The sequence below is a fragment of the Pseudomonas sp. O230 genome (assembly GCF_045447035.1).
Taxonomy (GTDB): Bacteria; Pseudomonadota; Gammaproteobacteria; order Pseudomonadales; family Pseudomonadaceae; genus Aquipseudomonas.
This window is the reverse complement of record NZ_JBJGXN010000002.1, coordinates 1-26,183: the sequence shown is the minus strand read 5'-3', so window position 1 is coordinate 26,183 and position 26,183 is coordinate 1. Positions and strand designations below refer to the sequence as shown.

Below are 26,183 nucleotides of genomic sequence, written 5' to 3'. Positions count from 1 at the left end.
GGACAAGGGTGCACCATGCAAGAGCCACTTCTGAAAATCAGTGACGTGCACAAGAGCTACGGCTCGGTGAAGGTTACAGACGCCATGAGCCTGAACCTGCAACCGGGAGAAGCTCTGGGCATCATCGGCCCCAACGGCGCGGGCAAGAGTACGCTGTTCAACCTGATCGCCGGCGGCGTGGCAGCGGACAAGGGCTCGATCCATTTCGAGGGCCGCGACGTCACCCGCGTGCCGGTTTTCAAGCGCTGCCAGCAAGGCATCGGCCGCTCTCACCAGATTCCCCATCCGTTCGTGAAAATGACCGTATTCGAGAACCTGCTGGTGGGTGCGACTTTCGGTGCCGGGTTGCCGGATAAGGAAGCCAGCCAATGGTGTGCACAAACCCTGGAGCTGACCGGGCTGATGCGCAAGGCCAATGTGCTTGCCGGTTCACTAACTCTCCTCGACCGCAAACGTCTGGAAATGGCCCGCGCGTTGTCGACCCAGCCGCGTTTGTTGCTGCTCGACGAAATCGCCGGCGGGCTGACTGAGCCGGAATGCTTGGCGCTGGTGGAGACCATCCAGGGAATTCATAAGTCGGGCGTTGCCATCATCTGGGTCGAGCACATCGTACACGCCTTGCTAGCGGTGGTCAGTCGCCTAACGGTGATCAACTTCGGCGCGAAGCTGGCTGAGGGCGAACCGCGGAGCGTGATGGCCGATCCTCGGGTTCAGGACATCTACATGGGCATCGGGAGCTGACGCATGCTAACCATCGAAAAACTTTGTGCCGGCTACGGCGACTTCCAAGCGCTGTTCGACATCAGTCTGACCCTTGATGCCGGGGAAACCGTGGCCATCATCGGCTCTAACGGTGCTGGCAAGTCGACCTTCCTACGCTCGCTGGCGGGGCTGATCAGTAATCAACTCGACTCCATTCGCTTCAACGGCGAGGCCATTGGCAACATGGCTGCCAATCAGGTTGTAGAGCGGGGCATCGCCTTGGTGCCGGAAGGCCGAAAGTTGTTTCCTTCGCTCAGCGTTGAGGAAAATTTGCTGATTGGTGCTTACAGCAAACGTCCCGGGCCTTGGAATCTTGCACGCATTTATCAGCTATTCCCGGTATTGGATCAAATGCGCAACCGTCCTGGTACAGCACTCTCTGGCGGCCAGCAGCAGATGGTCGCAATAGGCCGAGGTTTGATGGCGAACCCGCAACTGCTGCTGTGTGACGAGATCAGCTTGGGACTGGCCCCGACCACGATCAAGGACATATACGCAGCATTACCCTCAATCAAAGCTGACGGCACTACGTTGGTTCTCGTCGAGCAGGATATCAATCAAGCACTGAGTGTATGCGACCGCTTCTATTGCTTCCAGGAGGGGCGCGTCTCCCTGACCGGACGTCCAGGGGAAGCGGATAAAGCTCAGATCAAAGCCGCGTATTTCGGGATCTAGTTATGGAATGGCTCAATACACTTATCCAGGGCATGTTGCTCGGTGGCCTTTACGCGATGTTTGCCGTGGGCCTTTCCCTGATGTTTGGCATCATGCGCCTAGTCAATATTGCGCATGGCGACTTCATCGTGCTGGCTTCGTACCTCGCACTCATGGTTGTCAACCATCTAGGACTCAGTCCGCTCGCTAGCCTGCTCATCGTCGTACCGCTCATGTTCGTATTCGGATATTTGCTTCAACGTCTGCTGCTCAACAGAACGCTCGGTCAAGACATCTTGCCACCGCTGCTAGTGACCTTCGGGCTGTCGATTATTGTGCAGAACGTGCTCCTCGAATTTTTCAGCGCGGACAGCCAAAAGCTCTCGCAGGGCGACCTTGAAGTAGCAAGCGTGGGCTTCGGAAGCCTCAATGTGGGTGTCATGCCACTCATTGTTTTTTGCAGCGCGTTGCTGATCATCGGCGGACTCCAATTACTGTTTTTCAAAACCGCCGTAGGGCGGGCATTTCGCGCAACGTCGGATGACCAGAACACCGCACGACTAATGGGCGTGAACAACGCACATATTTTTGGCTTGGCAATGGCGCTCGCGATGGCCGTAGTTTCGATTGCCGGAGTGTTCTTAGCGATCCGCACGAGCTTTGACCCAACGGTGGGACCGGCGCGGCTGTTGTACGGCTTCGAAGCAGTGATCATCGGTGGCTTGGGTAGTCTGTGGGGCACCCTGGCCGGCGGAGTAATTCTTGGTGTTGCCCAAGCGCTGGGGGCAAAAATCGATCCCGGCTGGCAAATCCTTGCTGGTCACCTTGTGTTTCTGCTGATCTTGGTCGTGCGCCCGCGTGGCCTGTTTCCCCGGAGTGTCGATTGATGAATGTCTTAAATAATTCCGCGCTCGACTTTCGTGTGCAACGTACAACCACCAGCAGTCTTATTGGTCTGTCGTTGCTAGGGATCTGCGTTTTGATTCTGATCAGTGCGCCGTTTTGGGCGGACCGTTCAAGTCTGCGGCTAGTGGTGGAGTTCGCTTATTACCTGGCGCTGGCGCAGATGTGGAACTTGTTGGCGGGTTACGCGGGCATGGTGTCCGTCGGGCAGCAGGCTTTTGTGGGCCTGGGAGGATACCTGTTGTTCATGCTGTCCACCCGGTTTGGTGTGCCGCCATTGTTTGCGGTTTTGCTTTCCGGCGTAGTGGTTGCGGTGCTGGCGGTTCCTACCGCATTGATTGTGTTCCGACTGCGCGGGGCCTACTTTGCCATTGGCACTTGGGTCGTTGCTGAGGTATTCCGTCTTGGCCTCGCACAGATGAGCAGTCTTGGCGGCGGTTCCGGGCAGAGCTTGCCGGCGACAATTGTGAGGCAGATCGGTACTGATCGGGACGAGCGGGAGATGCTGATTTACTTCACTGCGCTGGCCATCGCCATTGCCGCGGTGGCAGTGGTGTTCTTTTTGCTGCGCTCGCGACAGGGTCTGGCACTTGCTTCGATCCGCGATTCCGAGCCGGCATCCGGCAGCCTCGGCGTCGACACCTTCCGCACCAAACTAATGGTGTACGTGCTGGCCGCGGGGAGTACAGGTGTGGTCGGGGCACTGATCTTCCTGCAAAAACTGCGTATCTCCCCGGATGCGGCGTTCAATCTTCAGGACTGGACGGCAGTGGTGATTTTCATCGTCATCATCGGGGGCATCGGCACGCTGGAAGGGCCCTTGATCGGCACGGCGATTTACTTCGTGTTGCGTGGATGCCTGGCGCAATACGGTGCGGTGTACATGATCATTCTGGGGCTGGTCGCGGTGGTCATGATGCTTAAAGCGCCGCAGGGTGTATGGGGGTTGATCAATGAGCGATTCGGATGGCAAATTTTCCCGATGCAGCGACGGCTTTCTGCTTCGCATAGCGGTTAACGATCGGCGGGCAGTGGAGTGCTGGATGCCGACACGTTAACCTCGACACTCCAATAAAAACAAAGATTCCCAGAGAGCCCGCGTTATGGATCGTTTACTCAGTGTCGAAGCTTTTGTGCGAGTTGCCGAAACCGGGAATTTCGCCAGGGCTGCACAGCAGTTGGGCGTAACTCGCTCGGTAATTACCCACCGCATCCAACAACTGGAACAGTTTGTAAACGCACCGCTGTTCCATCGCAGCACTCGCCATGTCCGCCTCTCTGAAGTAGGCGAAACGTACTACAAAGAGTGCGCAGATATGGTGGCGAGCTTCAATTCACTCACTGAGCATATGAGAGAGCAGCGAGCCAAGCCGATAGGAAAACTCCGCGTGCAAATGCTCCCAGGATTCGCCATCAGTCATTTCGGCAGAATGCTGGCTGAATTCACCCGGTTGTACCCCGATATTGAGGTTGATGTAATCGTCAACGACCGGGTGGTGGATCCCATCGAGGAGGGCTTTGACGTGGCGTTTCAGATGTTCCCTCCAATGGCCGAGACGTTAATTGAACGCAAGCTTTTTAGCGTCCGTCGATTGTTCTGCATCTCGCCGGAATACGCTGAAAATTTCGGTGTACCCACGCACCCTCAACAGCTTCTCCAGCACAAGATTGCTTTGTATGAAGGCTACCCCTCGCGAAACCGTTGGATATTCACGAAAGATGGCGAGCAGGTAGAGCTGAGTCTGCCTGGTCAGGTGCGATCAAATTCGGTGCATATGCTTCGCGATTATGCGTCGACGGGCGTATGTATTGTCTGCCTCCCGACTCTTGTGGCAAGCGAAGACTTGCTCAGCGGCAAGCTGATTCCAGTCTTGCCGGAGTATGCCCTTTCGTCGTTCAATTTTTCCGCGGTCTACCCAGCGACTCAGCGCAGGGCCCTCAAAGTGCGAACCTTGATCGATTTTTTAGTGGGGAAATTTGGCGAGGAGCCTTGTTGGGACCAGCCATTGCTTGAACGAGGCTGGGTGCACTAGCGGCGCATTGTCGGATGAGTGTTTGCGTTTCGCAAACACTGTTGTCGTCAGACCTCCAATTGTTCCAAGTCAAGCAGCGTCGTACTGTTGGCTCACTGTTACTACAACAACAAGACGGTGAGAACCATGAGCAGCGCTGCAATCCAAACGTTTTTTGGTTCGCTTGAGAACTACAGCAAAGGTTCAGTAGAACTCATCAGCGGGCAAGCCAGCCATTACGCTTTCTCGAACATTTTCGAGGTGGCGCAAAAATCCCTTCCTTACGAAAAAGTAGTCGTCGGACTGAACCTCGATTACGTGATTGAGACTCTGCGCGCTGAAGGGCAATCGCCTTGGTACACGGCCGCGCACGACGAGTTCGCTGTGGTTATGGACGGTGAAGTCCGGGTCGATTTCCTGAAGCTCAGCACGCCACTGGTCACCGGCGAAGGCACTCAACTGGCGGGCGAGATTCCTGAGGGCAAGCCTATGGGCTACGTCCTGCTCAAGCGCGGCCATCAGTGCATTTTGCCAGCCGGTGTCGCCTATCGATTTGAAGCAGATCGTCCAGGCGTGATCTTGCAACAGACAATCAAAGGTCCTCTGTCTATCGAGAAATGGGCAGACATCTGCATCAAGTGACCAATTTGGTTGAGCTGTTCAGCTCTGCTGCCACCTCCATACAAAAGCAACAAGAGGAATACATTCATGGCCATGCTTGAAAACGCCGCTGATGGCGCAACCTTTGCCGACGATGAAGTCAAAGCCAGCGAACCCCATGCCGTAACGGGTTACCGCTCGTTCCAACTCGGTGCCTTCGAACTTTCGCGAGATGAGTACTTTGCTCGCATCACCTGGCCAGCCAAGGGGCAGACTCGATCGCACCTGATCCCAATCGACGCATTTCTTCGTGCCATGATGCGCGATGTCGCTTGGGGGTTCTTCTACGGCTGGGTCAACTTCGACCACGTCATCGGCACTCGCAACTATTATGGCAAGGTTGACCTGTATGCCGGCACGTTCAATGGGACGCTCAAAGCCGCTGGAGTCAATTACACCGAGAATTTTGAAACGCCTTTAATCATGGCAACGTTCAAAGCCATTCTGCGCGACTGGGTCAACGCCACCTTTGACCCGTTTGCAGCACCGGAAGAAACCGGCACGGCGTTCGGCCGAAAAAACGGCAATAACATTGAAGCCATCGAACGCTTCCGCATCGCCACAAAGCGCATGCCGGGCCTGCCGGATGACTCGCCGCTGCGCAACGATCTGCCGGTAAATCGCCAATTCATCGATGTCTCCCAAGATGAGCCGGAAGTTCACGCGGCCGAAGGATTTGAAGGCGAATTGCATGCCTTCAGCCTGTTCAAGTACCTGTCGCGGTCCGACGTAACCTGGAACCCGAGTGTTACCTCGGTCTGTAAGGCAAGTCTGTTTTGCCCAACCACTGAAGAATTCATTCTGCCCGTTTTCCATGGCAACGACCGTGTTGAGTGGTTCTTGCAACTGTCAGACGAAATCATTTGGGATGTCGGCGATAAAGACGATGGCAATCCGCGCGCTCGCATCACCATGCGTGCCGGCGACATTTGCGCTATGCCGGCAGATATCCGTCACCAAGGGTACTCAACAAAACGTTCGATGCTCTTGGTGTGGGAAAACGCGACGCCGAACCTGCCGCAACGGTACGAGAGCGGCGAACTGAAGCCGTACCCAATCGAATTCTAAGACACGCGTGAACAGCCCGGTTCGCATCGGGCTTAGCGCAAAAGAATCCAGTTGCCAGGCTGCGCCATCGGCACAGCGCGAGGAATACATTATGCAAAATCAGCTCTATATCGACGGCCAATTCGTTGACGCAGTTGCGGGCGGAACCATCGACGTCGTGTCGCCCCATGACGGCTCATTGATCACCAAAATTGCTGCTGCGGAAGCGGCTGATGTTGACCTCGCTGTCGCCGCTGCCAAACGCGCTTTCCCTGCTTGGGCTGCATTGGGTGCCGCAGAACGCGGGCGCCTTCTGCTTAAGCTCGCAGACAAAATCGAAGAGTGCAGCGAAGAGTTGGCACAACTCGAGTCGCTCAATACGGGACACCCAATTCGTGATTCGCGTGGCCTTGATGTCCCGCGGACAGCGGCATGCTTTCGCTATTTTGGAGGTATGGCGGACAAGATCGAAGGATCCGTTATTCCAGTTGAGGCCGGCTTTCTGAATTACGTCCAACGTAAGCCAATTGGCGTCGTGGGTCAGATCGTGCCTTGGAACTTCCCGCTGATGTTCACCAGCTGGAAAATGGGTCCAGCTCTCGCGGCCGGCAACACTGTCGTTATCAAACCTTCCGAGATCACTCCGCTCTCCACTCTGCGCATTGTGGAGCTGATGACAGAAGTCGGTTTTCCTAAAGGTGTCGTAAACGTTGTTCCAGGCTACGGTCACACCGCCGGACAAGCGCTGGCCGAGCACTTGGACGTAGGTAAAATCGCATTTACCGGCTCAACGGCGACAGGCCGCAGAATCGTCGAAGCATCCAAAGGCAACCTTAAGCGTATCCAGCTTGAGTTGGGCGGGAAGGGCGCGAATATCGTGTTCGAAGATGCCAATTTGGACGCGGCCGTAAATGGCGCAGCTTGGGCGATTTTCCATAACCAAGGTCAAGCGTGCATTGCTGGGTCTCGGTTGATCTTGCACAAGGACATTGCCGACCAGTTTCTCGAGCGTTTCATCGCGCTGGCGAAATCCATTCGGTTGGGCGACCCGATGGATCCAGAGACCGAAATGGGCCCCCTCACATCGGCACTTCACCGAGATCGGGTACTGTCGTACGTCGAAGTTGCAAAAGAGCAGGGCGGCAAAATCCTGGCTGGCGGTAAAGCTCCCGATGACGAACGCTTGGCTAACGGCTTTTATGTTGAGCCAACAGTAGTCGAGGCCTCTTACCAAGACCGCGTTTGCCAAGAAGAAGTATTTGGTCCTTTCGTCACCGTTGTGCGTTTTAGCAATGATGAAGAAGCGCTCGCTATCGCAAACAGCACTGAATACGGCTTGGGTAGCGGGTTGTGGACTCAGAACCTTACACGTGCGCACAAGATGGCGGACGCCATCCATGCCGGCATGTGCTGGATTAATTGCTACAAGCGTGTCAGCCCAGGCAGTCCGTTTGGTGGCGTTGGTCAGTCGGGCTATGGTCGCGAGATGGGCTTCGAAGCGATCCACGATTACACGGAGGCCCGATCTGTTTGGGTTAACGTCGACGCCAAAATAGCTCCCCATTTCAAGCGCTGAGGCTGATCATGAATTCCTTCGTTTACCAGAGTCTCCCGACGCGCGTCGTGTTTGGCGCAGGCAAACTATCTACGTTGGCTGAGGAAATTGACCGCCTCGGTGCCAAGCGTGCCTTGATTTTAACCACACCTGAGCAGCGCGGGCTTGGGGAGCAGGTAGCGCAACTGCTCGGAGATCGAGCAGCAGACGTTTATTCAAGAGCAGTGATGCATGTGCCGTTAGAAATGGCGCAAGCAGCGCGTGGCGAAGCGTCCAGGCTTCACGCTGACTGCTGCGTCGCTGTTGGTGGTGGTTCGACGATTGGGCTGGGTAAAGCTATCGCAATGGACTCGGGATTGCCGATTGTGGCGATTCCAACGACCTACGCCGGTTCGGAAATGACGCCCATTTATGGCATCACCGAAAACCGGCTAAAAAAGACAGGTCGTGATCCTCGTGTCCTACCTAAGACCGTCATATATGACCCGGAATTAACCTTGTCCCTTCCGGCGCAGATATCCGCCTGTTCTGGTATGAACGCTATGGCCCACGCCGTAGAGGCGCTATATGCCGAAGACGCCAATCCAATCATTGGTTTCATGGCTGAAGAATCGATCCGCTCGCTGGCTCAGGCGTTACCACGCGTCGTCAATGATCCGAATGATTTAGAGGCACGAAGCCAAGCTCTGTATGGGGCGTGGTTGGCTGGAATTTGCTTGGGCTCGGTTGGCATGGCTTTGCACCACAAGCTTTGCCATACATTGGGCGGTACGTTTAATTTACCGCACGCTCAGGCACACGCAATCGTGTTGCCTCATGCTGCGAATTACAACAGGGAAGCAGCAGCGGGACCACTCCAAAGAGCTGCTCGAGCCTTAGGCGGCAGCGACGCCAGTGAAGTGGGTGGGTTGCTGTACGAACTGAACCAGAAGCTCGGAATTCCGTTGTCGCTTGCTGAAATTGGGCTTCCAGAAACGGGGCCGGCTGAAGCGGCAAAAATTGCCTGTGCAAGCCCTTACTATAACCCGCGGCCATTCGAGCAAGGGCCGATTGAAGAGCTGCTGCGCCGCGCTCTGAACGGCTCCGCACCAAGCTGATTTATCGTTGCCTCCCAAGCCAACCGAAGCGATCCTGCGTTTCGGTTGCTCAGTCGCATCGCGTCAATTCCGTCGGAAATAACAACAATGACCAATGACGAAAAAGCATCGGAGCGCTTGATCTCCGAAAAGGCAATACAGAGTTTTAACGACGCGCCTGACGCGCGTTTCAGGCAAATCATGCAAAGCCTGACACATCACTTGCATGCTTTCGTTAGTGAGGTCGAACTCACGGAGAAAGAGTGGTTTGAGGGCATCAAGTTCTTGACTGAAACCGGCCACAAATGTGACGGTCATGTGCGGCAAGAATTCATCCTTCTATCGGACACGCTCGGCGTCTCCATGCTGGTGGATGCCATTAACCACCGGCACAGTGCTAACGCGACCGATACGACTGTGTTCGGACCGTTTTACATCGATGGGATGCCGGAGCGCGCCTTTGGCGAGAACATGGCGTTCACCCCTGGAGAGGCTGCACTGGTTCGTGGGAGGGTTGTCGACACCCGCGGAAATGCTCTTCCCAATGCAATACTCGACGTTTGGCAGACGGCTGAAAATGGAATGTACTCAGGTCAAGATGCGGCGCAGCCATTTGGAAATCTCCGCGGTCGGTATCGGACAGATTCCAACGGTTATTTCGCTATTCGCACCATCGTTCCTGTCTGCTATCCAATTCCAACCGACGGCCCGGTCGGTCGGATGCTAAATGCAGCCAAGCGTCACCCTTGGCGGCCAGCACACTTGCATTTCATGATCGAGGTACCGGGCTATAAGAAGCTGGTCACGCACCTCTTCAATCACGATGATCCGTATCTCGAATCCGACGCAGTGTTTGGCGTTAAACAGTCATTGCAGGTTATCTACGAGGAACGGTTTACGCACGACGACCTATCTGCTGGGTTGGATATCCAATTGCCGTTTAGACGTGCTAGTTATGAATTCGTCATGGAATCCGTGTGACGCATGGGCCAATTTTTTGCGGTATTCGCAACCGACCATCCGGACTCCTTAGCGTTACGCCAACGTCTACGGCCGGACCATCGCGCGCATCTACGGGCTACCGATGCGCATCGTGTAGTTGTGCGACTGGGTGGTCCAACTCTCGACGAAACTGGCGTTGCTATGAATGGGACCCTGCTTGTCATTGAAGCAGCGAGCCTTGTTGAAGTAGAGGCATTCGTTAACGACGATCCTTACGTACGGGCTGGATTGTTCGCCAACATAGAAATCAGACCCTGGAATTGGAGTCTCGGTAACCCAGAGTCGAGGGGGAGGTGATGGCTGTCATTACGCTATGTCGATTGGAAGACATCGTAGACGGCTGTGCGCTGGGGCTGCCCGAACACACGCAGTTCCATGCTGCGGGGTTGGTCGCTGTACGCCAAGGTGAGGAGGTACGGGTCTACATTAATCGATGTCCCCACTTTTCAGTGCCACTCGATTACCGTCCCAATGAATTTTGCACCTACAGGGGCAAGTATTTGATGTGTGCTCACCACAGTGCGGTCTTTCGTTTTGAAGATGGACACTGCATTGATGGTCCATGCAAGGGAGCCCACCTGGAACCTGTCGCAGTGGAGTGCGTTGACGGCCACGTCATTTTGCAATGACGGAGTGAATTGGTAGGAGTTGAATGTCACTCGGATTTGAGAGACCTCGACGAAATTGATTATCTCAACTCCGCCTCTTATCTCAAGTCTCGAAAGATGGCTTTCTCCGTAACTACTAGCTGTAGTTAAAAATCAGCCTTGTCTGGTCCGTGTCAGCAATGCCCGAGCCATCACTGCGGTACGTGCCATGGCGCAGGGTTGTCCCGAATCCTTTCAACAGGCCAGTGGGGACGATGTAGTCAATCCTGAGATCCCGCTCCCACTCCTTATGATCACTGCCACCTCTGACGTCCTTGATTTGGTCGCCACTTAAATATGCCGCTGAAGCTTTGAGCCCAGGTATGCCCACCTTGGAAAAATCATAGGAATATTGACCAAAGCTCGTCTGTTCGCCAGCTCGTGAAAATGTACCAACATTAGCTTTCGTGAATAAGTAAAAGGTGGAGCCGCCGTTGCCTTCCGGACGGCTGCGGCCATCGACAACGTTCCCCTGATCAAGCCATACAAACCCGCCATCATCGCTGACGCTCACGTGGCCCAACATGAATGCATGGCCGCCTAGGGTGTAGGTGAACATAGCGGACCATGTTTTGTTAGTCTCAGTGGCTTAGGAGCCGAACTCTGGCTCTAGCCTTCGGATCCAGCAGCCCTTGGACTGGTTGTCATTATTGCTAATGGCAGCTAATACACGGTGTCGTAGATCCGGATATCTGATGCAGAAATAGGCCCTGGACAGACTGCCGAGGGCCTTCAATTTTCACGCAGCTGGTTCAAGTAATCCGAACACGCCTACCGCTTTTCGCTTTGCAACTCAACGCCGCGGGAGCGCATACCACAGAGGACGTGGCTAGCTTGTGCGTAATGACGGATGCGCTTTTGTTCCCAAGCTGCTGCTCCAAGAGACTCCGCACGGATTCGATCGTCAATATGCGTGACGACTCGACCGCGGAGGCTGTGGATTGGCCGGCAGCTGTCAATATTAGAACGGTGTCCAAAGCGGTGTTCACTGACGCAGCCGCAATGTCACCAACGCCATCTTTGATCATGATGATAGCCTCGATTGAGGAGTCTCCTGCAAGGACGCAGGCAAAACCTACCTTTTAGCCTAGTGCCGATTCCGGTGAGGCGATGCTATGAGTGATGGGCGGCAGCGTTCATAAATTTTACCAGCCGTGGTGAGACGACGCCGCGATGGGCATCGTCTATACCCTATCGCGGGTACGTTCGGTGACCGCGAAACAAGAGGGGGGACTTTTACTCGAAGTTATGGGCAGGCCAAGCCCTTTCATTATTTTGCACGTAGTGAGCGGTCATTGTTATTCCTGTCAGTAGACAACATCTGATGACGGCGATATGAAGATTCATGCGTTATAGCCGACGCGTTCTACAAAATTTGGATCCATTTGCGATCTAGTCAAACCGGATAGGTCGCGGATGACTTTCGAAGAACACGTCGCTTGGCACTGTTTTTCATAGGAGCATATCTTGGCGGAGTCGAGTGAAGGCTTCCTTCGTTCATCCTGCTTGTGGGCTCAAATTGAGGATCCGTCATGCCGATCTTTTTAGCTCACAAAATCCGCATTAGCTTCTCAATTCTTGCCCTGATAGCGGCGTTCCCAGCTATTGCTCACGAGGCTACGGAGAATGCTGATCCGTCCAACCACTCCAGCTTAGGTACGCCCTTCCTTAGCGAAAACAATGTCGCCATGGAAAGGATGATGAAGGGAATGGAGGTCGAGCCTACTGGGGACGTCGATCATGACTTCGTCATCATGATGAGCGCACACCACCAAGGTGCAATCGACATGGCGATGACTCTTCTCAAGTATGGGAAAAACGAACAACTGAGACGGCTCGCCCAAGAAATCATCGTCGAGCAGCAGCAGGAAATTGCCGCAATGAAACTGGCCATAGGTGCTCCGTTACCAGCGTCAGTCGCTTCTCCCTCTCAGACTCCCTCTGTGGCCCAACCCTGAGCCGCACAGACCTGACTTTACAAAAAGTAGGAGAGATTCTCATGAAGCTCCCAGTGGTCCTGATAGCGTTGATCACCCCGATGTTGCTGTCCGGTTCCGTAGTCAGTTTCGCTGGCCAAATACCTGGGAAAGCCTCTGCGCAGGATATCCCCATCACCCACCAAGACCGAATGTATGCGGCAGAGCAGTTCTCGAACACCGTCTCAGTAACCGATCCTGTCGATAACAAAGTGCTCGGTGTAATTCCCTTGGGCGATCCCCAACCGACAAACCTCAGCCCGCTCTATCGTGGAGAAGTGCTAACGCACGGCCTGGGATTTTCACCTGATCACAAGACCTTGGTGGTGGTATCAGTCGGCACCAATTCGGTGACGTTTATCGATACCGAAACCAACTCCGTTAAGCACAAGACCTATGTTGGCCGTGCGCCTCACGAGGCGTTCTTTACGCCCGATGGCAAGGAAGTCTGGGTGACGGTGCGCGGCGAGGATTATGTGTCGGTTATCGATGCCAAAACCTACCAAGAGACAATGAGGATCAAGACGCCAGTGGGGCCCGGCATGCAGATATTTTCTCCAGACGGTAAGTACGGTTACGTCTGCTCGTCCTTCACTCCAGAGACGGTAGTGGTGTCCGTAGCTGACCACACAATTGTTGGTCATGTGCCACAGGTAAGCCCGTTCTGCCCAAACATTGCCGCATCTGCTGATGGCAAGCAGGTTTGGTTCACCTTGAAGGACACGGGAAAAGTCCAGGTGTTTGAAGCTACTCCACCTTTCAAGCCACTCAAGACCCTGGATATCGGTCCCATCGCCAACCATGTCAATCTGGTCAACAACGCCAACGGTTCATTTGCCTATATCACTGTTGGTGGGTTGAATCAGGTGCAGGTTTATCGCACGGACAATTTTGAGAAGGTAGCAACTATTCCCGTCGGCAATCTTCCTCACGGAGTGTGGCCATCCGGCGATGGAACCCGTATCTACGTAGGGCTGGAAAATGCCGATGCGTATGCGGTGATCGATACACTGAGCAACAAGGTAGTAGCCAATATTCCTATCGGCCAAGCACCACAGGCTATCGCCTACGTACCCAACGCAGTTACGAAGGGGACGGGGACTGACAACCTCAAGCCTCTAGGTGTCGCGGCTCAAGCCGCGCACCTCAGCCTACAGGTCGTGGGTAAAACTGCTGATCAGCCTCCAACCAGCGTCGCGCTATTCGATCAAGGACTGATTCAGGTGTTGCAAGCCGCTGTGACGGGGCTAGAACCTAAGCAGCCCTACATATTGGCGTTGTCTAACCAACCCGACGGTAGCGGTCCCTTACAACCCTTGTCTGCGTTCACGACAAACCCGGCAGGTTCGGCAGTCGTCAATGCAGTTGGTCCTATCCGGCAGATCGTGCAGAACTATGCGCCTGAGCAAAATCGCTATTTGGTGATCGTGGCCGGCACGCCGGAGCAACTTGGGGCAGTAGTTCAGGTTCAGTCCAAGTAAACGAACTCAGTTGCATGGCGACGCAGCCATATATTCGTGGCTATGCATTCGGACCAAGAGTTTTCAGGTAAGTCTCCCCCATCCGCCGCCCCCCTTCTGAAAACTGGATTCGCTGGTGTCCCGGTTCTCCCTGCGTTCACCTGCGCGACATAACGCTACCGACCTCCGTCCGAGATAACAGGACCTCTGGCATTTCGACTGTGAATTCCGCACTCACAATGCATAGGTTTTGCTTATGCGTTGCATTGTATATCGGTCTTGGACGCTATCGCCCAATCGGCAGAAGATTGCTTCACAAACAGGCAATTACTTCTCAGCAATGCAAATAAAGCGAACTCGACAGGAGACACATCATGAAAACTGTTACCCAATTACTTGCTGTCACCACCTTTGCACTCAGCATTAGCGCATTTGCGGTACCGAGCACTCAGAAAGATCAATTTTTCACTCAGACCGCTGAATATCAACATACTATTGCTTCGGATGGCTCGGATCGTACGCCACAAGGCCAAACCCTCGCGTCCGATGGGGCGGACCACACGCCACAAGGCCAGGCTCTTGCCTCAGATGGGGCGGACCACACTCCACAAGGCCAGGCTCTTGCCTCCGATGGGGGGGATCGTACGCCACAAGGCCAGGCCCTTGCCTCCGATGGGGCGGACCACACTCAACAAGGCCAAATTCTTGCCGCAGATGGCTCAGATCATACGCCAAGCGTGCAAGTCGCGTCTGACGGTTCGGATCGCACTCAGACCCATCGTATGGCGTGACCCCCTTGGTTGCGTCCGCCCGAGCCGGGCTTTATAAACAAAAAGAATTGCTCTGCTGGTAAACGCTTGCAGGGCCTTTCTCGTTTTCGTGACTGCACCTTACTGAAGAAGATCTTCAAGCCTCAATTAGCCCCTCGGTAGATGACTCTAGTTTTCGGCAGATTCCGTAGATGCGCACAAGTAGGTGGCTTCGGTGGGGGTCAACTCCTACTGTAATTATTCCTTAGCGCCCACCACAGCGCCCCGACCTGCCTTCGGCTCTGGTGCGTTTTACAGCATCGATTAAGGGTTTTAAATGATCGTCTTTGATGAATACAGGCGGGGGGATCAGTCGATAACGAAAGGGGATATGGTTAAAAAACCATGTTTCAGATCCTTTATGTTAGTGGACCTAGGTGGTTGTGACTGGGTGATTACTGTCGTGTTCACCGAATTCGATCAATGGAACTCTTGAAAGATTATGAAGCGTAGGGTTTGTAAAAAAAGACAAGGCGCCACGCTGTAGGCCTGGCGCCTAGAAATTACTAGTTAGGTTTCACCCAAGCCGTGCAATCGCATCCCTTACACCTGCTCCATAAGCCGGGTCAGCTTTGGTGCAGTTTGATATGTGGCGTTCGACCACCATTTCCGACGCACCGTTGATAGCGCGTGCGGTGTTTTCGAACAACAGCCATTGCTTCTCTGGAGTCATGAGACGGAAGAGATCACCAGGCTGCGAGTAGTAATCCTCGTCGACACGATGGTTCCAGTGATCGGCAGCACCTTCGATGCTCAGCGGCGGCTCCGCGAACTCCGGCTGCTCTATCCATTCCCCATAGCTGTTCGGATCGTAGGAAATTGTGCCGCCCATGTTGCCATCTACGCGCATTGGTCCGTCACGGTGGTAGCTGTGGACCGGGCACCGCGGGCTGTTGACTGGGATCTGCGAGTGGTTGACGCCTAGACGGTAGCGTTGCGCGTCACCGTAGGAGAACAATCGACCTTGCAGCATCTTGTCCGGTGAGAAACTGATGCCAGGGACGACGTTGCCAGGGTTGAATGCTGCCTGCTCGACTTCTGCGAAAAAGTTTTCCGGGTTGCGATTTAATTCCATCACGCCAACTTCGATCAGTGGATAGTCCTTATGCGGCCAAACCTTGGTCAGATCGAACGGGTTCAAGTGATAGCTACCAGCTTCATTTTCTGGCATGACCTGGATGAACAGCGTCCAGCGCGGGAAGTCACCCCGCTCAACGCTTTCGTACAGATCGCGTTGATGGGTCTCACGGTCTCCGGCAATGAGTTGTCCCGCTTCGGCATCCGATAGGTTCTTGATCCCTTGCTGGGTCTTGAGTGTGAACTTGACCCAGAAGCGTTCATTTGCGGCGTTAAGGAAGCTGAACGTGTGACTACCGAAACCGTGCATGTGGCGAAAGCTGGAGGGTATGCCGCGATCGCTCATGACGATCGTGACCTGATGCAGCGCCTCCGGCAACGAGGTCCAATAATCCCAGTTGTTATTCGCGTTGCGCAGCCCGGTGCGTGGGTCACGTTTGATGGCGTGGTTCAGGTCAGGAAATTTCAAAGGATCCCGAATAAAGAACACGGGAGTGTTGTTGCCCACCAAATCCCAGTTGCCTTCTTCGGTGTAGAACTTCATCGAGAAACCGCGGATGTCACGTTCTGCATCAGCCGCGCCGCGCTCGCCGGCGACAGTGGAGAAGCGCGTGAACATCGGTGTTTCTTTGCCTATCTGCGAGAACAGTTTTGCCCTGGTGTAGCGCGTGATGTCGTGAGTAACAGTGAAGGTGCCGTAGGCACCTGCCCCTTTGGCGTGCATACGACGTTCAGGGATCACTTCGCGGTCAAAGTGAGCGAGTTTTTCGAGGAACCATACATCTTGAAGGAGAGCAGGGCCGCGGGCGCCTGCTGTTTGAGTATTGTTGTTGTCGACAACAGGAGCGCCAAATGCCGTTGTGAGCTTTTTCATGCGTCCACCTTTAGAAAATCAGTGTGTGTGCGGTGGCCGCCAGCAATCGGCAAACTGGTGAACTTCCCTTCTCAACGGCTATAGACCACCCCAATCGAGACAAACAGCAGTTCAATCCTGATAAACACGAAGGTCCAAGAGAAATGTCGGAGAGCAGCATTGGTACGTTGCTGCGGAGGCATTTTTGGAGAGCTTCTATGACAACGAGGTGTGGATCAGGCGAGAGGTAAGTATGGGCCAGGATTTTGTATTTGCGTCACCTATCAGTGAGGTTTTAACAATATTTTAATCGGCAGTGCATACATCGAAAGAATACTGAATATTGTTTTTATATACGGAAATGTTAGAGCGAATTATTACACCTGATGCTAATTTTTACTTCAGTCGTGATTTGGTTCTCAGAACAACGACCGGGAGGAGGGCAGGTTATTTATACCCTGAATCGCCACCAACCCAAGCACGTATGAGTACCGTGCCTAGGTCCCAATAGATTCCTCCAAGATGGCTCCATGTTGAAATAAATTACTTTCATAGCTTTGGAGGTGTTCCTTCTGCATTCGAAACAATTGCATCAATTTGAACCAGCGCATTGTGAGGTAACGCGGAAACACCTATCACTGTTCGTGCAGGGATGCCGTCAGGGAAAAATTTCGTGTAAATTTCATTAACGGTTGTTATATCGTCGATGTTTTTGAGGTGGATATTGATCTTCACTATGTCTCCTAAAAAGTGATTAACATTTTCGACAATCGATTTGATATTTTTCAGACACTGTTCTGTCTGTTCTTTCATGGTGCTACCGACCAATTCACCAGTTTTTGGGTCGAGGGGTAATTGTGCTGATACATGGTTGTAATGAGAGAATGCAACAGATTGTGTTGATAAGGGATGCTTCGGTGCATCTGCCGCATTGTTTGCTTTAATCACTATTCCATGTCTGTCCTCAACAAGCTGCGGTGGCGTACCATTTCCATGTGATACTACCGCTTCAATTTGTACTAGTGCACCCATAGGCAAGGCTGACGCAGCAACTAATGTTCTCGCAGGGTAGTAGGCCAATGATCTGGCGATCGCGGAATGCGGAAAAAAAGCCTTATAAGCTGCGTCCACGGCGTCGATATTCATTAAGTCTGTAAGATAAATATTGATTTTGACGATATCATCTAAAGGTACATCTAGGCTTTTTAAGATATTTTGAATGTTTTTTAAGCATTGCACAGCTTGCTCTTTCACGCCCCCCGCCACCAATTTACGCGTCGATGAATCTATGGGTAACTGAGCACAGATATTATTGTAATGTGAAAATGCAACAGACTGAGAGAATAATAGGCACGATGGTGCACTGTCAGTATTTCGGGAAGTTTTTATAAGATTACCTTCTTGTGGCGCTCCCTCGATAGTACCTTCGCCATTCGACACAAGTGCTTCAATTTGAATTGATGCGCCCATAGGCAGATCTTTAACTGCGATTGTTGTGAGAACCGGTACGTAGTTGGGGAAGAATGTGGAATATACTTCGTGTGCAGAGTCAATGTTTGTAATGTCTTTTAAATAGATAGTTACTTTAATGATGTCATCCATGTAATGCCCGATGCTTTCCACAATCGACTTTATGTTTTGGAAGCATTGCTTGGCTTGATCCCTTACGTTTTCAGAGACTAGCTTCCCTGATGCTGGATCAAGCGGCAATTGAGCCGAGATGTAATTGTAATGGGAGAATGCAACTGTCTGAGAATACGGGCCAATGCTTTTCGCTGCATCATTTGTGTTTCGTGCCAGCACCACGTTAAGGCCACTCATATCAACTCTCCAATCTGGTTTAGGGGTTGCCTTCGCTATCAGCCAAAATCAAGAGATTCTCTGGTAATTCTGCCAGCAATATGATCAAGTCCAGCTCCGTTCCAAGCGAGGATGTAGACTTCTTACATGTGTCTGGGTATTTAATATTACTCAGTTTGGCTGTTTTTTTAATTCCTGATGTTTTCTTTGGGATGCGAGACATGGCTGACCTCCGCATATTCATCAAAAGTCTAGCTTGGAGGCAAATGGAGTGATGCCGAAATTTTCGGAAATATGACCATCGGTAATGCGCTGTACTACCAACTGAATAATAAAAGTAGACTGTTTCGTTAAGAGGAATAAAGTACTAATTAAATTTTCTCTTATGCCGGATTATTTTTCCTCGGTCGCACAGCACCAAAGGTCTAAGAAGCAGGAACTGAAAAGCTTGGAAAAAGTTATCGGTATACACACGCGAGTGCGCGAGGTGGTTCGTCCAATTTGAAAACCAAGGTGCGCAACTGGAAATATTTTCCTTGGTCGAAAGCGGAGGAAAGCAAAGCCGAATTATTGTGTGTAGTGATCCATGCTGGCTTAATTGCAGTAGGCGTCAATCGGCACGTAAATGTTGGCAGAGTGATTCTTGAAAATGCTCCAACAGGAAGTCCACAAACACCCTTGTTTTGGCAGGCAAAGATTTTTTTGAAGAGTAGTAAATCGAGACCACACCTAGATCCACATACCAATCAGGCAATAATCGAATCAGCTCACCGCGCTGCAACCAAGGCAACGCGCGATCCAAAGGTAGCAGCGCGACACCTAACCCCATCACAGCACATCTACACAACGCTTCCGGGTCGTTCATGATCGCCACCGGTTTCAGATTGATGTCGACCCGTCCTTCGTTTGAATCACGAAGCGTCCAGTTCAGCAAACGTCCCGAGCTAGTCGAGCGCATTACGATGCCATCAACTCCCTGCAACTCGCAGGGCTCAGTGGGTATAGGCTTGCCTTCCAGCCATGCCGGCGCAGCGACAACCACGAGATGAAGTTTGGCCAGTTCGCGTGCCACAACGCCAGGTGACAATTCCATGCCGCCACCGATAGCGACATCAAAACCCTCACCTATCAAATCCACGCGACGCATTTCCAGCTGCCAATCGGGCACGACAGCGGGGTATCGCTCCATAAAAGTCTTTAGCACTGGCAATGCATAATCGTAAGCGAAAGTCGGCGACAAACTAACACGCAGTCGCCCTGCGGGGATTTTTCGTGATTCGCCAAGCTGGTTCACTGCACCCTGAATGGTTTCAAGGCCTTCCGCGACTTGTTGGTAAAACAACTCTCCCGCCTCGGTGAGGGTGAGACTTCGCGTGCTGCGGTGGAACAGACGCGTACCAAGGTTGGCTTCAAGTCGCGCCACATTTTTACTCACCGCGGCTGAGGAAATCCCTAAGCGTCGCGCGGCTTCGGAAAAGCTGCTGGACTCTGCGGCACGGACGAAGGATTCGAGATTTCCCAGGGTTTCCATGATTACCTCAAGCTTTTGGTTGAAGCTGATTCTACCGATTGAGAACTAGGTAATCCTTAATGCTTTGGTCATGATGGGTTTCCTCCTGAATACCATGATTGGAACGCAAGGACATCATGGCAAAAATTCTCGTCACTGGCGCGACAGCAGATTAGACAATGCGGTCTTTCGTTGGCTCTACTGACGGGCACGCCAATTGATTGCCGACTCGTTTCCGCCTAGGCATTCATCGCTGCTCGGGTTGGTAAAAGCTGGCCAACCAAGGTCGCGATTTTTCACTGCGGCTTGGGCAATGCCATCGATAAAGGGGGCTTTCGACCTGAGCAGTCGTGCGCTTGAAGAACTATTGTGACGTAAGCCAAACGACCTTGATGGCGTTCTGTGGTTGGCCTTCAATGTCTAAGTCTTCGCTGCTTGTTTCTTTTTTTACGTCCAGCGGTATAGCGACCTGGTGGAGGTTTAGTGATGAGGGTATTGGAGATCCACCTCAACACTCATTAATTCACCAGGGAACTTGTGTTTTAACAGGTTATTTCACCCATTGACGATGGGCTGTATGGATCTTAAACGGTCTGTGAACCAGCTGTAATGACGAGCGATATCCTACTCAGCTCAAACGCTACCCTCACGTTCGATAACCAGAATCCGTGCTTCTCCACGAGGGTGTGCAACATGTTCACAGCCGATCCCTGCGAAAAACACGTCCCCTACCACCAGTGTCACGATGTGCTCGATGCCTGACTCTCGATAATGCATATCTACAGTGCCGTCGAGGACTGCGAAAACTTCCTCCCCATCATTGACATGCCATTTGTATGGTTGATCGGTCCAGTGAAGGCGGACGGTGGTTCCATCAATGTTAGCTATGTCGTAAGCACCCCAAGCGCGAGTGGCGGTGTAGTCTTTGCTACGAATAACTCTCATTGATCGCGGTTCTCAAATAAATAGTGAATGTCTTCCAATTTACCAGAACCATTGACAGTCGAGTGCTGGCCTAAAAGCAGGCTTGAACCGACAGCCGCTGTTGGCCGTTTTCTGACCTTCGCGAGAGGCTGACTTGGGAGCAGTCCATGACTCCCGCGGGCCAGCATTTTTCCCGTAGCAGTTCACTGGGGAAACAGGTTGTTAATGGCAGTGATGTTGAGCCGTGTTGACATCAACTCATTGAAATTCACGGTCAACGGGTGACATAGCTTCCCACTGAAAATCGATGCTGTGCTCGGGAGTTTCGGCTAAGAGTGTAGCGAGGTCGAGTTTTGCCCTGGGCACACCCTGCCGAGATTTTATAGGCATAGGGATCTCAGGGGGGGTGGAGCTACCGCTTACTGTAGGGTGATGCTTTTTTCGACGTGCCATTGTAGATCTCCAAAGTCCAAAAGCAGTTTAGCCCGAGGAAGATTTCCCTGTTGCCGGCTGCGCCGAAAGGGGACCATCGGGGGCGTGGTCGTCGATTGAAGCTGCGACGGGCGATTACCAGCGGGTGGTAATTCGTCGTTCGTCGCTCGCGTTAGGTAGGGGTCGATTTGCGGGCTGTCCGCCTGAGGAAAGGGGGCAAAAATTTGTGTAACTCGTAGGTCGCTTTTCTCACGAAATGGATCTTCCGCCAGATGCGCCTGAGTGCAGTGATCATCATGGCTTCAAAATGGGCGAAGCAAACAACGCGGTCGCCGCGAATAAAAATTGTAGTTTCCTGCGTAAACAGAATAACCCGCTATGCTGGAGTTTGCTTCAAATCGGCTGTCCAATGAAATGCTCTAGTTTTGTGAACTCCTCGTTTTATCCCTTTTTGCCCGCGCGTTTCTCGCGGGTTTTTTATTGGTTTTTTTCGCTTGGTCATCGCTCCTAGCGTCTTTTTTGCCGACCGCACGAGCGTTCAATCATTCATCAAGTCCGCGATTCCGCGGGTGATGTGCGCCAAGTTCAAATCCAAGGTAGCCAAGGTGCTGCGCACATTCTCGGCAACTGTCGCGTGTCCAAGTTTGTCTACGCACAGGGCAAGCTCCTCAACGGCCGCGGCGATCGCGATTTGGTTTTCATTCAAGCGATAAAGCAGGGAAGGGATCAGGTCGTTGGTTGGTATGAGCTTCGTCCTCCTAGAAGACGAAAAGCTTAGCACCGAGCACGACAATCCTCCGCTTGTCGAAAACTCCCACACAAAAAATTGACCGCAAAGCTGCTTCAACGTTTACTGTGCATAAATACAGTACTTGTATAAGGCATTGCCATGAGCTTTACCATCGTGGGTCCTATAGCTGAAGGCGGAATTCAGGTTCCAAAATGCTCCTTTCGTGTGCCGGCCGGCTTCCCATCACCGGCTGCGGATCACATCGAACAACATATCTCCTTGGATGAGATTTTGAATATCCGGGCTCCACACGTTTATTTAGTGTCGATTGCCGGGGACAGCATGCAAGGTGTTGGTATTTTCGATGCTGATTTGGCGATCGTCGATCGTGCCCTAGAGGCCGGTCACAACGACATTGTCGTGGCGCTGCTGAACAACGAACCCATCTGTAAACGCCTGTGCATTCGCGGCACTCAAATGATCCTGCTTTCAGAGAACACCAAATACCCACCACGTTACGTTCTGGAGGGGGATGAGCTTTCAATTTGGGGCGTGATCACGAGCAGCGTTCGTAGCCATGTCTAGTAAGTCGTTACCGGTGTTTTCCCTGATTGACTGCAACAGCTTTTACGCTAGTTGCGAGCGGGTGTTTCGGCCTGATCTTGCACGTGTGCCCATCGTCGTTTTGAGCAATAACGATGGATGCGTAATAGCGCGAAGTTACGACGCGAAACCCTTCGTGAAAATGGGGGAACCGTACTTCCAGATCAAGCACAAACTCAAGCAGCACGGCATCGTTCCTTTCTCCTCGAACTACGCGTTGTATGGCGACATGAGTGAACGTGTTATGTCCCAGATTGAATCCATGGTGCCGGTGGTGGAGGTATATAGCATCGACGAGGCCTTCGCTGATTTAGCGGGAATCGCAAACCCGGAATCTCTCGGGCGTCAAATTCGCAGCCAGGTTCTGCGCTGCACGGGCATACCGGTGGGAGTCGGAATTGCTCACACCAAAACCCTGGCAAAACTCGCGAACCACACTTCGAAACGGCTTCAAGCGGCAACGGGTGGGGTCGTTGATATCTGTGATCCATTCAAACGCGATTGGGTGCTGCGCAATACCGATGTGTCCGAGGTATGGGGTGTCGGTCGGCGCATGAAAATACATTTGGATGCATTGGGCATCAAAACGGCGATGGACCTGGCCAAGGCTGATCCTTGGATGCTGCGCAGTAAATTCAGTGTGGTGATCGAAAAGACTGCCCGGGAGTTGGCCGGCACCCATTGCCTTGAGCTAGAGGAACCTGATCCACCGAAGCAGGAAATCTGTTGCAGTCGAATGTTTGGGAAACGCCTCACGGAGTTGCCGCCGATTAAAGAAGCGGTGGCGATGTACATGATGCGCGCTTCGGAAAAGCTTCGTGCCCAGGGATCAGTCTGCAAGAAGATCCGCGTCAGCATTCGCACGGGTATGTTCAATCCGGAGGAAGCGAAATTCGCTAATGGTGTGGTAGTGGATTTGCCGTATCCAACTGACGATGTCCGGCTGTTGACCAAGGCAGCAGTGGACGCGGTGGAACGTGTGTTTCGTCCTGGATTCAAATTCAGTAAGGCGGAAGTCATGCTGCTCAATCTTTGCCAGCCAGGACAATACACTGACGATTTGTTCGCTGTATCACAGCCCGCCGAAGCCACGAGGATAATGGCCGTGCTGGACCAGATTAATGGGCGGTGGGGGAGGGGAACGTTGCGTACCGCCAGTGTGCCGAGCAACCCAGATTGGGGCATGCGGCGGGAGATGATTAGTCAGAGTTTCACTACGCGAATCGACGAGTTATGGACGGTGCATTGTAAGTAGGAAAGGGAGACTTTCACCAAATCATCGTTTTAATAAAAATCGTACCATTTGTCTTACTTCGGCCCGGCCATGCACTCTGCTGTGCTAGAGAACAGTGTCCCGGCTTGTTGAGCGAGCTTGAGCCACTCAGTGTTAGTCATCAGGCCTTCGCGCTCCATGTCGTCAGCAGACCTCAGCAATCTGTAGTATCTGTCCTCATCGTCGATGCGGTTTGCGGACAGAGTAAAGAGCTGTTTCCAGGCGGTAATAGCCAGCTTTCTTTGCGCTTCCTTCATCATGCCACCCAGGTTTTATATGGGGGATAGATATCCCCAGCGCCCATGCGCTCCATTTAACTCAGACGTAACGCTGACAACTCTCTTCCGAACGGGCGAGCCAATGCCGGACCCTAACAGCGCCGAAATCTTTACCAAAAAAATGCTTTGGGTCGTTTTCTGCCTTTTTTTGTAGGCAAACCCGCTCCCACAAATGCATGAGAGCTGGCTTGTCTGCGTGCAAGATTTAAAACGCGAACGCCTTTAATGCGGTACGCAAACTTTGCGAAACACTCTGTAGTACTTCACCGGCGCCGGCCGTTGTGGCGGCCGAGCGGTTGCCGGCGTCGGCGAGTTGACCAACTTCTTCCATACTGGAAGTGACTTTGCGCGAGGCGTTGGTGACTTCAATGGTGGCGGCGACAATCTCCAACATCGCCTGAGTCGCTACCGCGATGCGGTCCTGAATGCCCATCAACGACTCACCGGCCGCCACCACCGTCTTGATGCCAACGTCGACGTCCCCAGCACTGCGCTGGATCGCTTGCACGGCACCTTCGATGCTGCGGCGGATGGCGTCGATCAATGACTCGATTTCCGCAGTCGCGTTCGTCGTGCGTTCGGCCAGCTTGCGCACCTCATCGGCGACCACGGCAAAGCCACGGCCTTGTTCACCGGCACGGGCGGCCTCGATGGCGGCGTTGAGCGCCAGTAAATTGGTTTGCGCGGCAATTTCCCGAATGGTCAGTACGATGCCGCTGACCTTGTTCGATTGTGTGCCTAGGTCGGTGACCGAGGATTGCGTCTCGCGGCTGGCCGCTGCCAGGCGCTGCACGCTCTCCAGGCTTTCCAGGCGGGCGCTGTCACCGGCGCGAGCCTGATCGTCCGCTTGGCCGACAGATGTCTGTGCCGCCACCGCCTGTTTGGCGATGTGAGTGATGGTGTTGGAAATGTGTTCCATGGCCACACCAGAGATCAGCGCTGATTCGGCGAGGCACGTGGAGTTTTCCTTCAGTTGCTCAAGTGCAATATTTACACTGCTGACTTGTACGTCCACCGATTCAGCGCCAGCGGCGGTATCGGCCACCAGCTTGCGAATGCGCTCCCGGGCTTCGGCCAGGCCGGCCAGCACGCTGCCGGCAATGGGAGGACGGTTATCGTTGCGCAGGTCACCTGAGGCGAAACGGGCCATTTCCTGGCGCAGTTCGGCAGGTTCGGCGCCGAGCAGAGTTTTGATCCGGCGGGCGACGAAGGTGTAGATCAGCCAGGCGACCAAGGTGCTCAGGCCGCCGACCATTCCCAACAGCCAACGGGCGTTGCTGGCGGTGTTGCTCATCTCCACCAGTTGCGCGTCTGCGTAGGCATTGGCGACCTGAACGGTTTTGTCGACGCCCAGGCGGTGCAGGTCATAGGCGGCTTTCAGTTCCTCGAACGCGGTGTTGGCGGCTTCTTGATTGCCTTGTTGCAGGGCCGGAATGAAGTGTGTTTCAAGCGCGCTGAAATAGGTGTCGGAGGCTTTTTTTTGGGCGCCTAGTAGGCTGCCTTTAACTGCATCATTGAGGTTGGAGGCGAGCCAGTAAGCGTTGCGCGTATCGAAATCGGTGCGTAACTGATGAAGCTTGCTCAGCCCCAGCGCGGTGTCAATGCCGCTGTTCATCAGTTGGTAGACGATCAAATGCGCTTCGATCACGTACAACGGCGGCGGAAGAATGTCGGCCACTACATCCTTGCCTTGCCCCATCTCAATCGCCGCCCGATCCATCTGACCGAACGCCGCGACGCCACCGATAACGATCGCGCCAAAGCCCAGGCTGCAAGCGACCACCAGCAGCACCAACATACCTTTCACTGATCCCAGCATCGATTTCACAACCTGTCCTCCATGAGTTTTAGTGGTGGCTAAGAGCCTTTATCGGCCATGCGCTATCAAATCAAGAGGGCAGGGGAGTGATTTATTTCTGCGCTCTTTTATGAAACGCGAAAAGCAAATCATTCCCTAGTCAGAAGTCCATGCCGAAAAGCCTATTTGTTGAAGTCAGCTTGAGTGGCTTGGATATCGTTAGGGGTAGCGACCACCAAAATTGTGACAGATCGTTGATCTATGGCAGGACGAAGAACCTGAGAGCCGTACAACTTTTGCTTGGTCATACGAAGCTTGAACGCACTGGCAGGTATTTGGGAA

The 26,183-nt window shown here is 53.2% G+C and carries 24 protein-coding genes and 2 pseudogenes; 18 read left to right on the top strand and 8 right to left on the bottom strand.

Annotated features, from left to right (window positions below; all coding sequences use genetic code 11):
* Positions 1-15: 15 nt before the first annotated feature.
* The 12 genes from ACI77H_RS03375 to ACI77H_RS03320 all read left to right on the top strand — a co-directional run bounded on the left by ACI77H_RS03375 (position 16) and on the right by ACI77H_RS03320 (position 10,300).
* Positions 16-741 carry an ABC transporter ATP-binding protein gene (locus tag ACI77H_RS03375; RefSeq protein WP_282483158.1) on the top strand — a complete coding sequence of 242 codons (726 nt, stop codon included), beginning with the start codon at positions 16-18 and terminating at the stop codon, positions 739-741.
* A 3-nt stretch (positions 742-744) separates the two neighbouring features.
* Entirely contained in the window at positions 745-1,437 is a 693-nt protein-coding gene (locus ACI77H_RS03370) for an ABC transporter ATP-binding protein (RefSeq protein ID WP_205894069.1), read from the top strand.
* A 2-nt stretch (positions 1,438-1,439) separates the two neighbouring features.
* Positions 1,440-2,303: a branched-chain amino acid ABC transporter permease gene (locus ACI77H_RS03365; RefSeq protein ID WP_282483159.1), complete on the top strand. Its 864-nt coding sequence runs from the start codon at positions 1,440-1,442 to the stop codon at positions 2,301-2,303.
* A complete protein-coding gene (locus tag ACI77H_RS03360) occupies positions 2,303-3,337 on the top strand; it encodes a branched-chain amino acid ABC transporter permease (RefSeq protein WP_205894071.1) in 1,035 nt (344 codons plus the stop codon). The genes ACI77H_RS03365 and ACI77H_RS03360 overlap by 1 nt, the downstream gene beginning before the upstream one ends.
* Positions 3,338-3,422: 85 nt before the next feature.
* Positions 3,423-4,352, top strand: coding sequence for a LysR family transcriptional regulator (locus tag ACI77H_RS03355; RefSeq protein ID WP_205894072.1), 930 nt, complete (start codon positions 3,423-3,425; stop codon positions 4,350-4,352).
* A gap of 126 nt (positions 4,353-4,478) precedes the next feature.
* Positions 4,479-4,973: a hydroxyquinol 1,2-dioxygenase gene (locus tag ACI77H_RS03350; RefSeq protein ID WP_205894073.1), complete on the top strand. Its 495-nt coding sequence runs from the start codon at positions 4,479-4,481 to the stop codon at positions 4,971-4,973.
* Positions 4,974-5,039: 66 nt separating this feature from the next.
* Positions 5,040-6,059 carry a hydroxyquinol 1,2-dioxygenase gene (locus ACI77H_RS03345; RefSeq protein WP_205894074.1) on the top strand — a complete coding sequence of 340 codons (1,020 nt, stop codon included), beginning with the start codon at positions 5,040-5,042 and terminating at the stop codon, positions 6,057-6,059.
* Between the two features lie 91 nt (positions 6,060-6,150).
* Positions 6,151-7,614: an aldehyde dehydrogenase family protein gene (locus ACI77H_RS03340; RefSeq protein ID WP_205894075.1), complete on the top strand. Its 1,464-nt coding sequence runs from the start codon at positions 6,151-6,153 to the stop codon at positions 7,612-7,614.
* A gap of 8 nt (positions 7,615-7,622) precedes the next feature.
* Complete coding sequence (locus ACI77H_RS03335; RefSeq protein ID WP_205894076.1) at positions 7,623-8,690, top strand: maleylacetate reductase; 1,068 nt, start codon at positions 7,623-7,625, stop codon at positions 8,688-8,690.
* An 87-nt stretch (positions 8,691-8,777) separates the two neighbouring features.
* On the top strand, positions 8,778-9,650 hold the full coding sequence (locus ACI77H_RS03330) for a dioxygenase (RefSeq protein WP_282483160.1): 873 nt from the start codon (positions 8,778-8,780) through the stop codon (positions 9,648-9,650).
* A 3-nt stretch (positions 9,651-9,653) separates the two neighbouring features.
* Positions 9,654-9,968, top strand: a complete 315-nt coding sequence (locus ACI77H_RS03325) for a YciI family protein (RefSeq protein WP_205894078.1) — start codon at positions 9,654-9,656, stop codon at positions 9,966-9,968.
* A complete protein-coding gene (locus ACI77H_RS03320) occupies positions 9,968-10,300 on the top strand; it encodes a Rieske 2Fe-2S domain-containing protein (RefSeq protein ID WP_205894079.1) in 333 nt (110 codons plus the stop codon). Before ACI77H_RS03325 ends, ACI77H_RS03320 begins: the two co-directional genes overlap by 1 nt.
* Positions 10,301-10,415: 115 nt before the next feature.
* On the opposite strand, the pseudogene ACI77H_RS03315 reads toward ACI77H_RS03320, so the two are convergent.
* A pseudogene (locus tag ACI77H_RS03315) lies at positions 10,416-10,895 on the bottom strand (OprD family outer membrane porin); the annotation flags it as partial.
* A 955-nt stretch (positions 10,896-11,850) separates the two neighbouring features.
* Between ACI77H_RS03315 and ACI77H_RS03310 the strand changes: the two are divergent.
* From ACI77H_RS03310 to ACI77H_RS03300, 3 genes are all read left to right on the top strand, one after another.
* Positions 11,851-12,276 (top strand): DUF305 domain-containing protein, encoded by a 426-nt coding sequence (locus ACI77H_RS03310; RefSeq protein ID WP_205894081.1) that lies wholly within the window; start codon positions 11,851-11,853, stop codon positions 12,274-12,276.
* 41 nt (positions 12,277-12,317) lie between these two features.
* Entirely contained in the window at positions 12,318-13,775 is a 1,458-nt protein-coding gene (locus ACI77H_RS03305) for a YncE family protein (protein WP_237142333.1), read from the top strand.
* Between the two features lie 353 nt (positions 13,776-14,128).
* On the top strand, positions 14,129-14,545 hold the full coding sequence (locus tag ACI77H_RS03300; RefSeq protein WP_205894082.1) for a hypothetical protein: 417 nt from the start codon (positions 14,129-14,131) through the stop codon (positions 14,543-14,545).
* 535 nt (positions 14,546-15,080) lie between these two features.
* On the opposite strand, the gene ACI77H_RS03295 is transcribed toward ACI77H_RS03300, so the two are convergent.
* The 5 genes from ACI77H_RS03295 to ACI77H_RS03275 all read right to left on the bottom strand — a co-directional run bounded on the left by ACI77H_RS03295 (position 15,081) and on the right by ACI77H_RS03275 (position 20,748).
* On the bottom strand, positions 15,081-16,514 hold the full coding sequence (locus ACI77H_RS03295; protein WP_205894083.1) for a catalase: 1,434 nt from the start codon (positions 16,512-16,514) through the stop codon (positions 15,081-15,083).
* Positions 16,515-17,042: 528 nt separating this feature from the next.
* Entirely contained in the window at positions 17,043-18,314 is a 1,272-nt protein-coding gene (locus ACI77H_RS03290; RefSeq protein ID WP_205894084.1) for a RidA family protein, read from the bottom strand.
* Between the two features lie 19 nt (positions 18,315-18,333).
* Positions 18,334-18,516 carry a hypothetical protein gene (locus ACI77H_RS03285; protein WP_205894085.1) on the bottom strand — a complete coding sequence of 61 codons (183 nt, stop codon included), beginning with the start codon at positions 18,514-18,516 and terminating at the stop codon, positions 18,334-18,336.
* Positions 18,517-18,903: 387 nt separating this feature from the next.
* Positions 18,904-19,824 (bottom strand): LysR family transcriptional regulator, encoded by a 921-nt coding sequence (locus ACI77H_RS03280; protein WP_205894086.1) that lies wholly within the window; start codon positions 19,822-19,824, stop codon positions 18,904-18,906.
* A 612-nt stretch (positions 19,825-20,436) separates the two neighbouring features.
* Complete coding sequence (locus tag ACI77H_RS03275) at positions 20,437-20,748, bottom strand: cupin (protein ID WP_407010355.1); 312 nt, start codon at positions 20,746-20,748, stop codon at positions 20,437-20,439.
* 1,300 nt (positions 20,749-22,048) lie between these two features.
* Between ACI77H_RS03275 and ACI77H_RS03270 the strand changes: the two genes are divergently transcribed.
* The gene (locus ACI77H_RS03270) at positions 22,049-22,474 is read left to right on the top strand and encodes a LexA family transcriptional regulator (RefSeq protein WP_282483472.1); all 426 of its coding nucleotides are present in this window, start codon (positions 22,049-22,051) and stop codon (positions 22,472-22,474) included.
* Entirely contained in the window at positions 22,467-23,747 is a 1,281-nt protein-coding gene (gene umuC, locus ACI77H_RS03265; RefSeq protein WP_282483473.1) for a translesion error-prone DNA polymerase V subunit UmuC, read from the top strand. Before ACI77H_RS03270 ends, umuC begins: the two co-directional genes overlap by 8 nt.
* A gap of 53 nt (positions 23,748-23,800) precedes the next feature.
* On the opposite strand, the gene ACI77H_RS03260 is transcribed toward umuC, so the two are convergent.
* Together ACI77H_RS03260 and ACI77H_RS03255 are read right to left on the bottom strand one after the other, a co-directional pair.
* A complete protein-coding gene (locus ACI77H_RS03260; RefSeq protein WP_282483474.1) occupies positions 23,801-24,022 on the bottom strand; it encodes a hypothetical protein in 222 nt (73 codons plus the stop codon).
* A 226-nt stretch (positions 24,023-24,248) separates the two neighbouring features.
* On the bottom strand, positions 24,249-24,962 hold the full coding sequence (locus tag ACI77H_RS03255) for a methyl-accepting chemotaxis protein (RefSeq protein WP_407011027.1): 714 nt from the start codon (positions 24,960-24,962) through the stop codon (positions 24,249-24,251).
* 1,127 nt (positions 24,963-26,089) lie between these two features.
* On the opposite strand from ACI77H_RS03255, the pseudogene ACI77H_RS03250 reads away from it, so the two are divergent.
* Positions 26,090-26,183: pseudogene (locus ACI77H_RS03250) on the top strand (integrase); the annotation flags it as partial.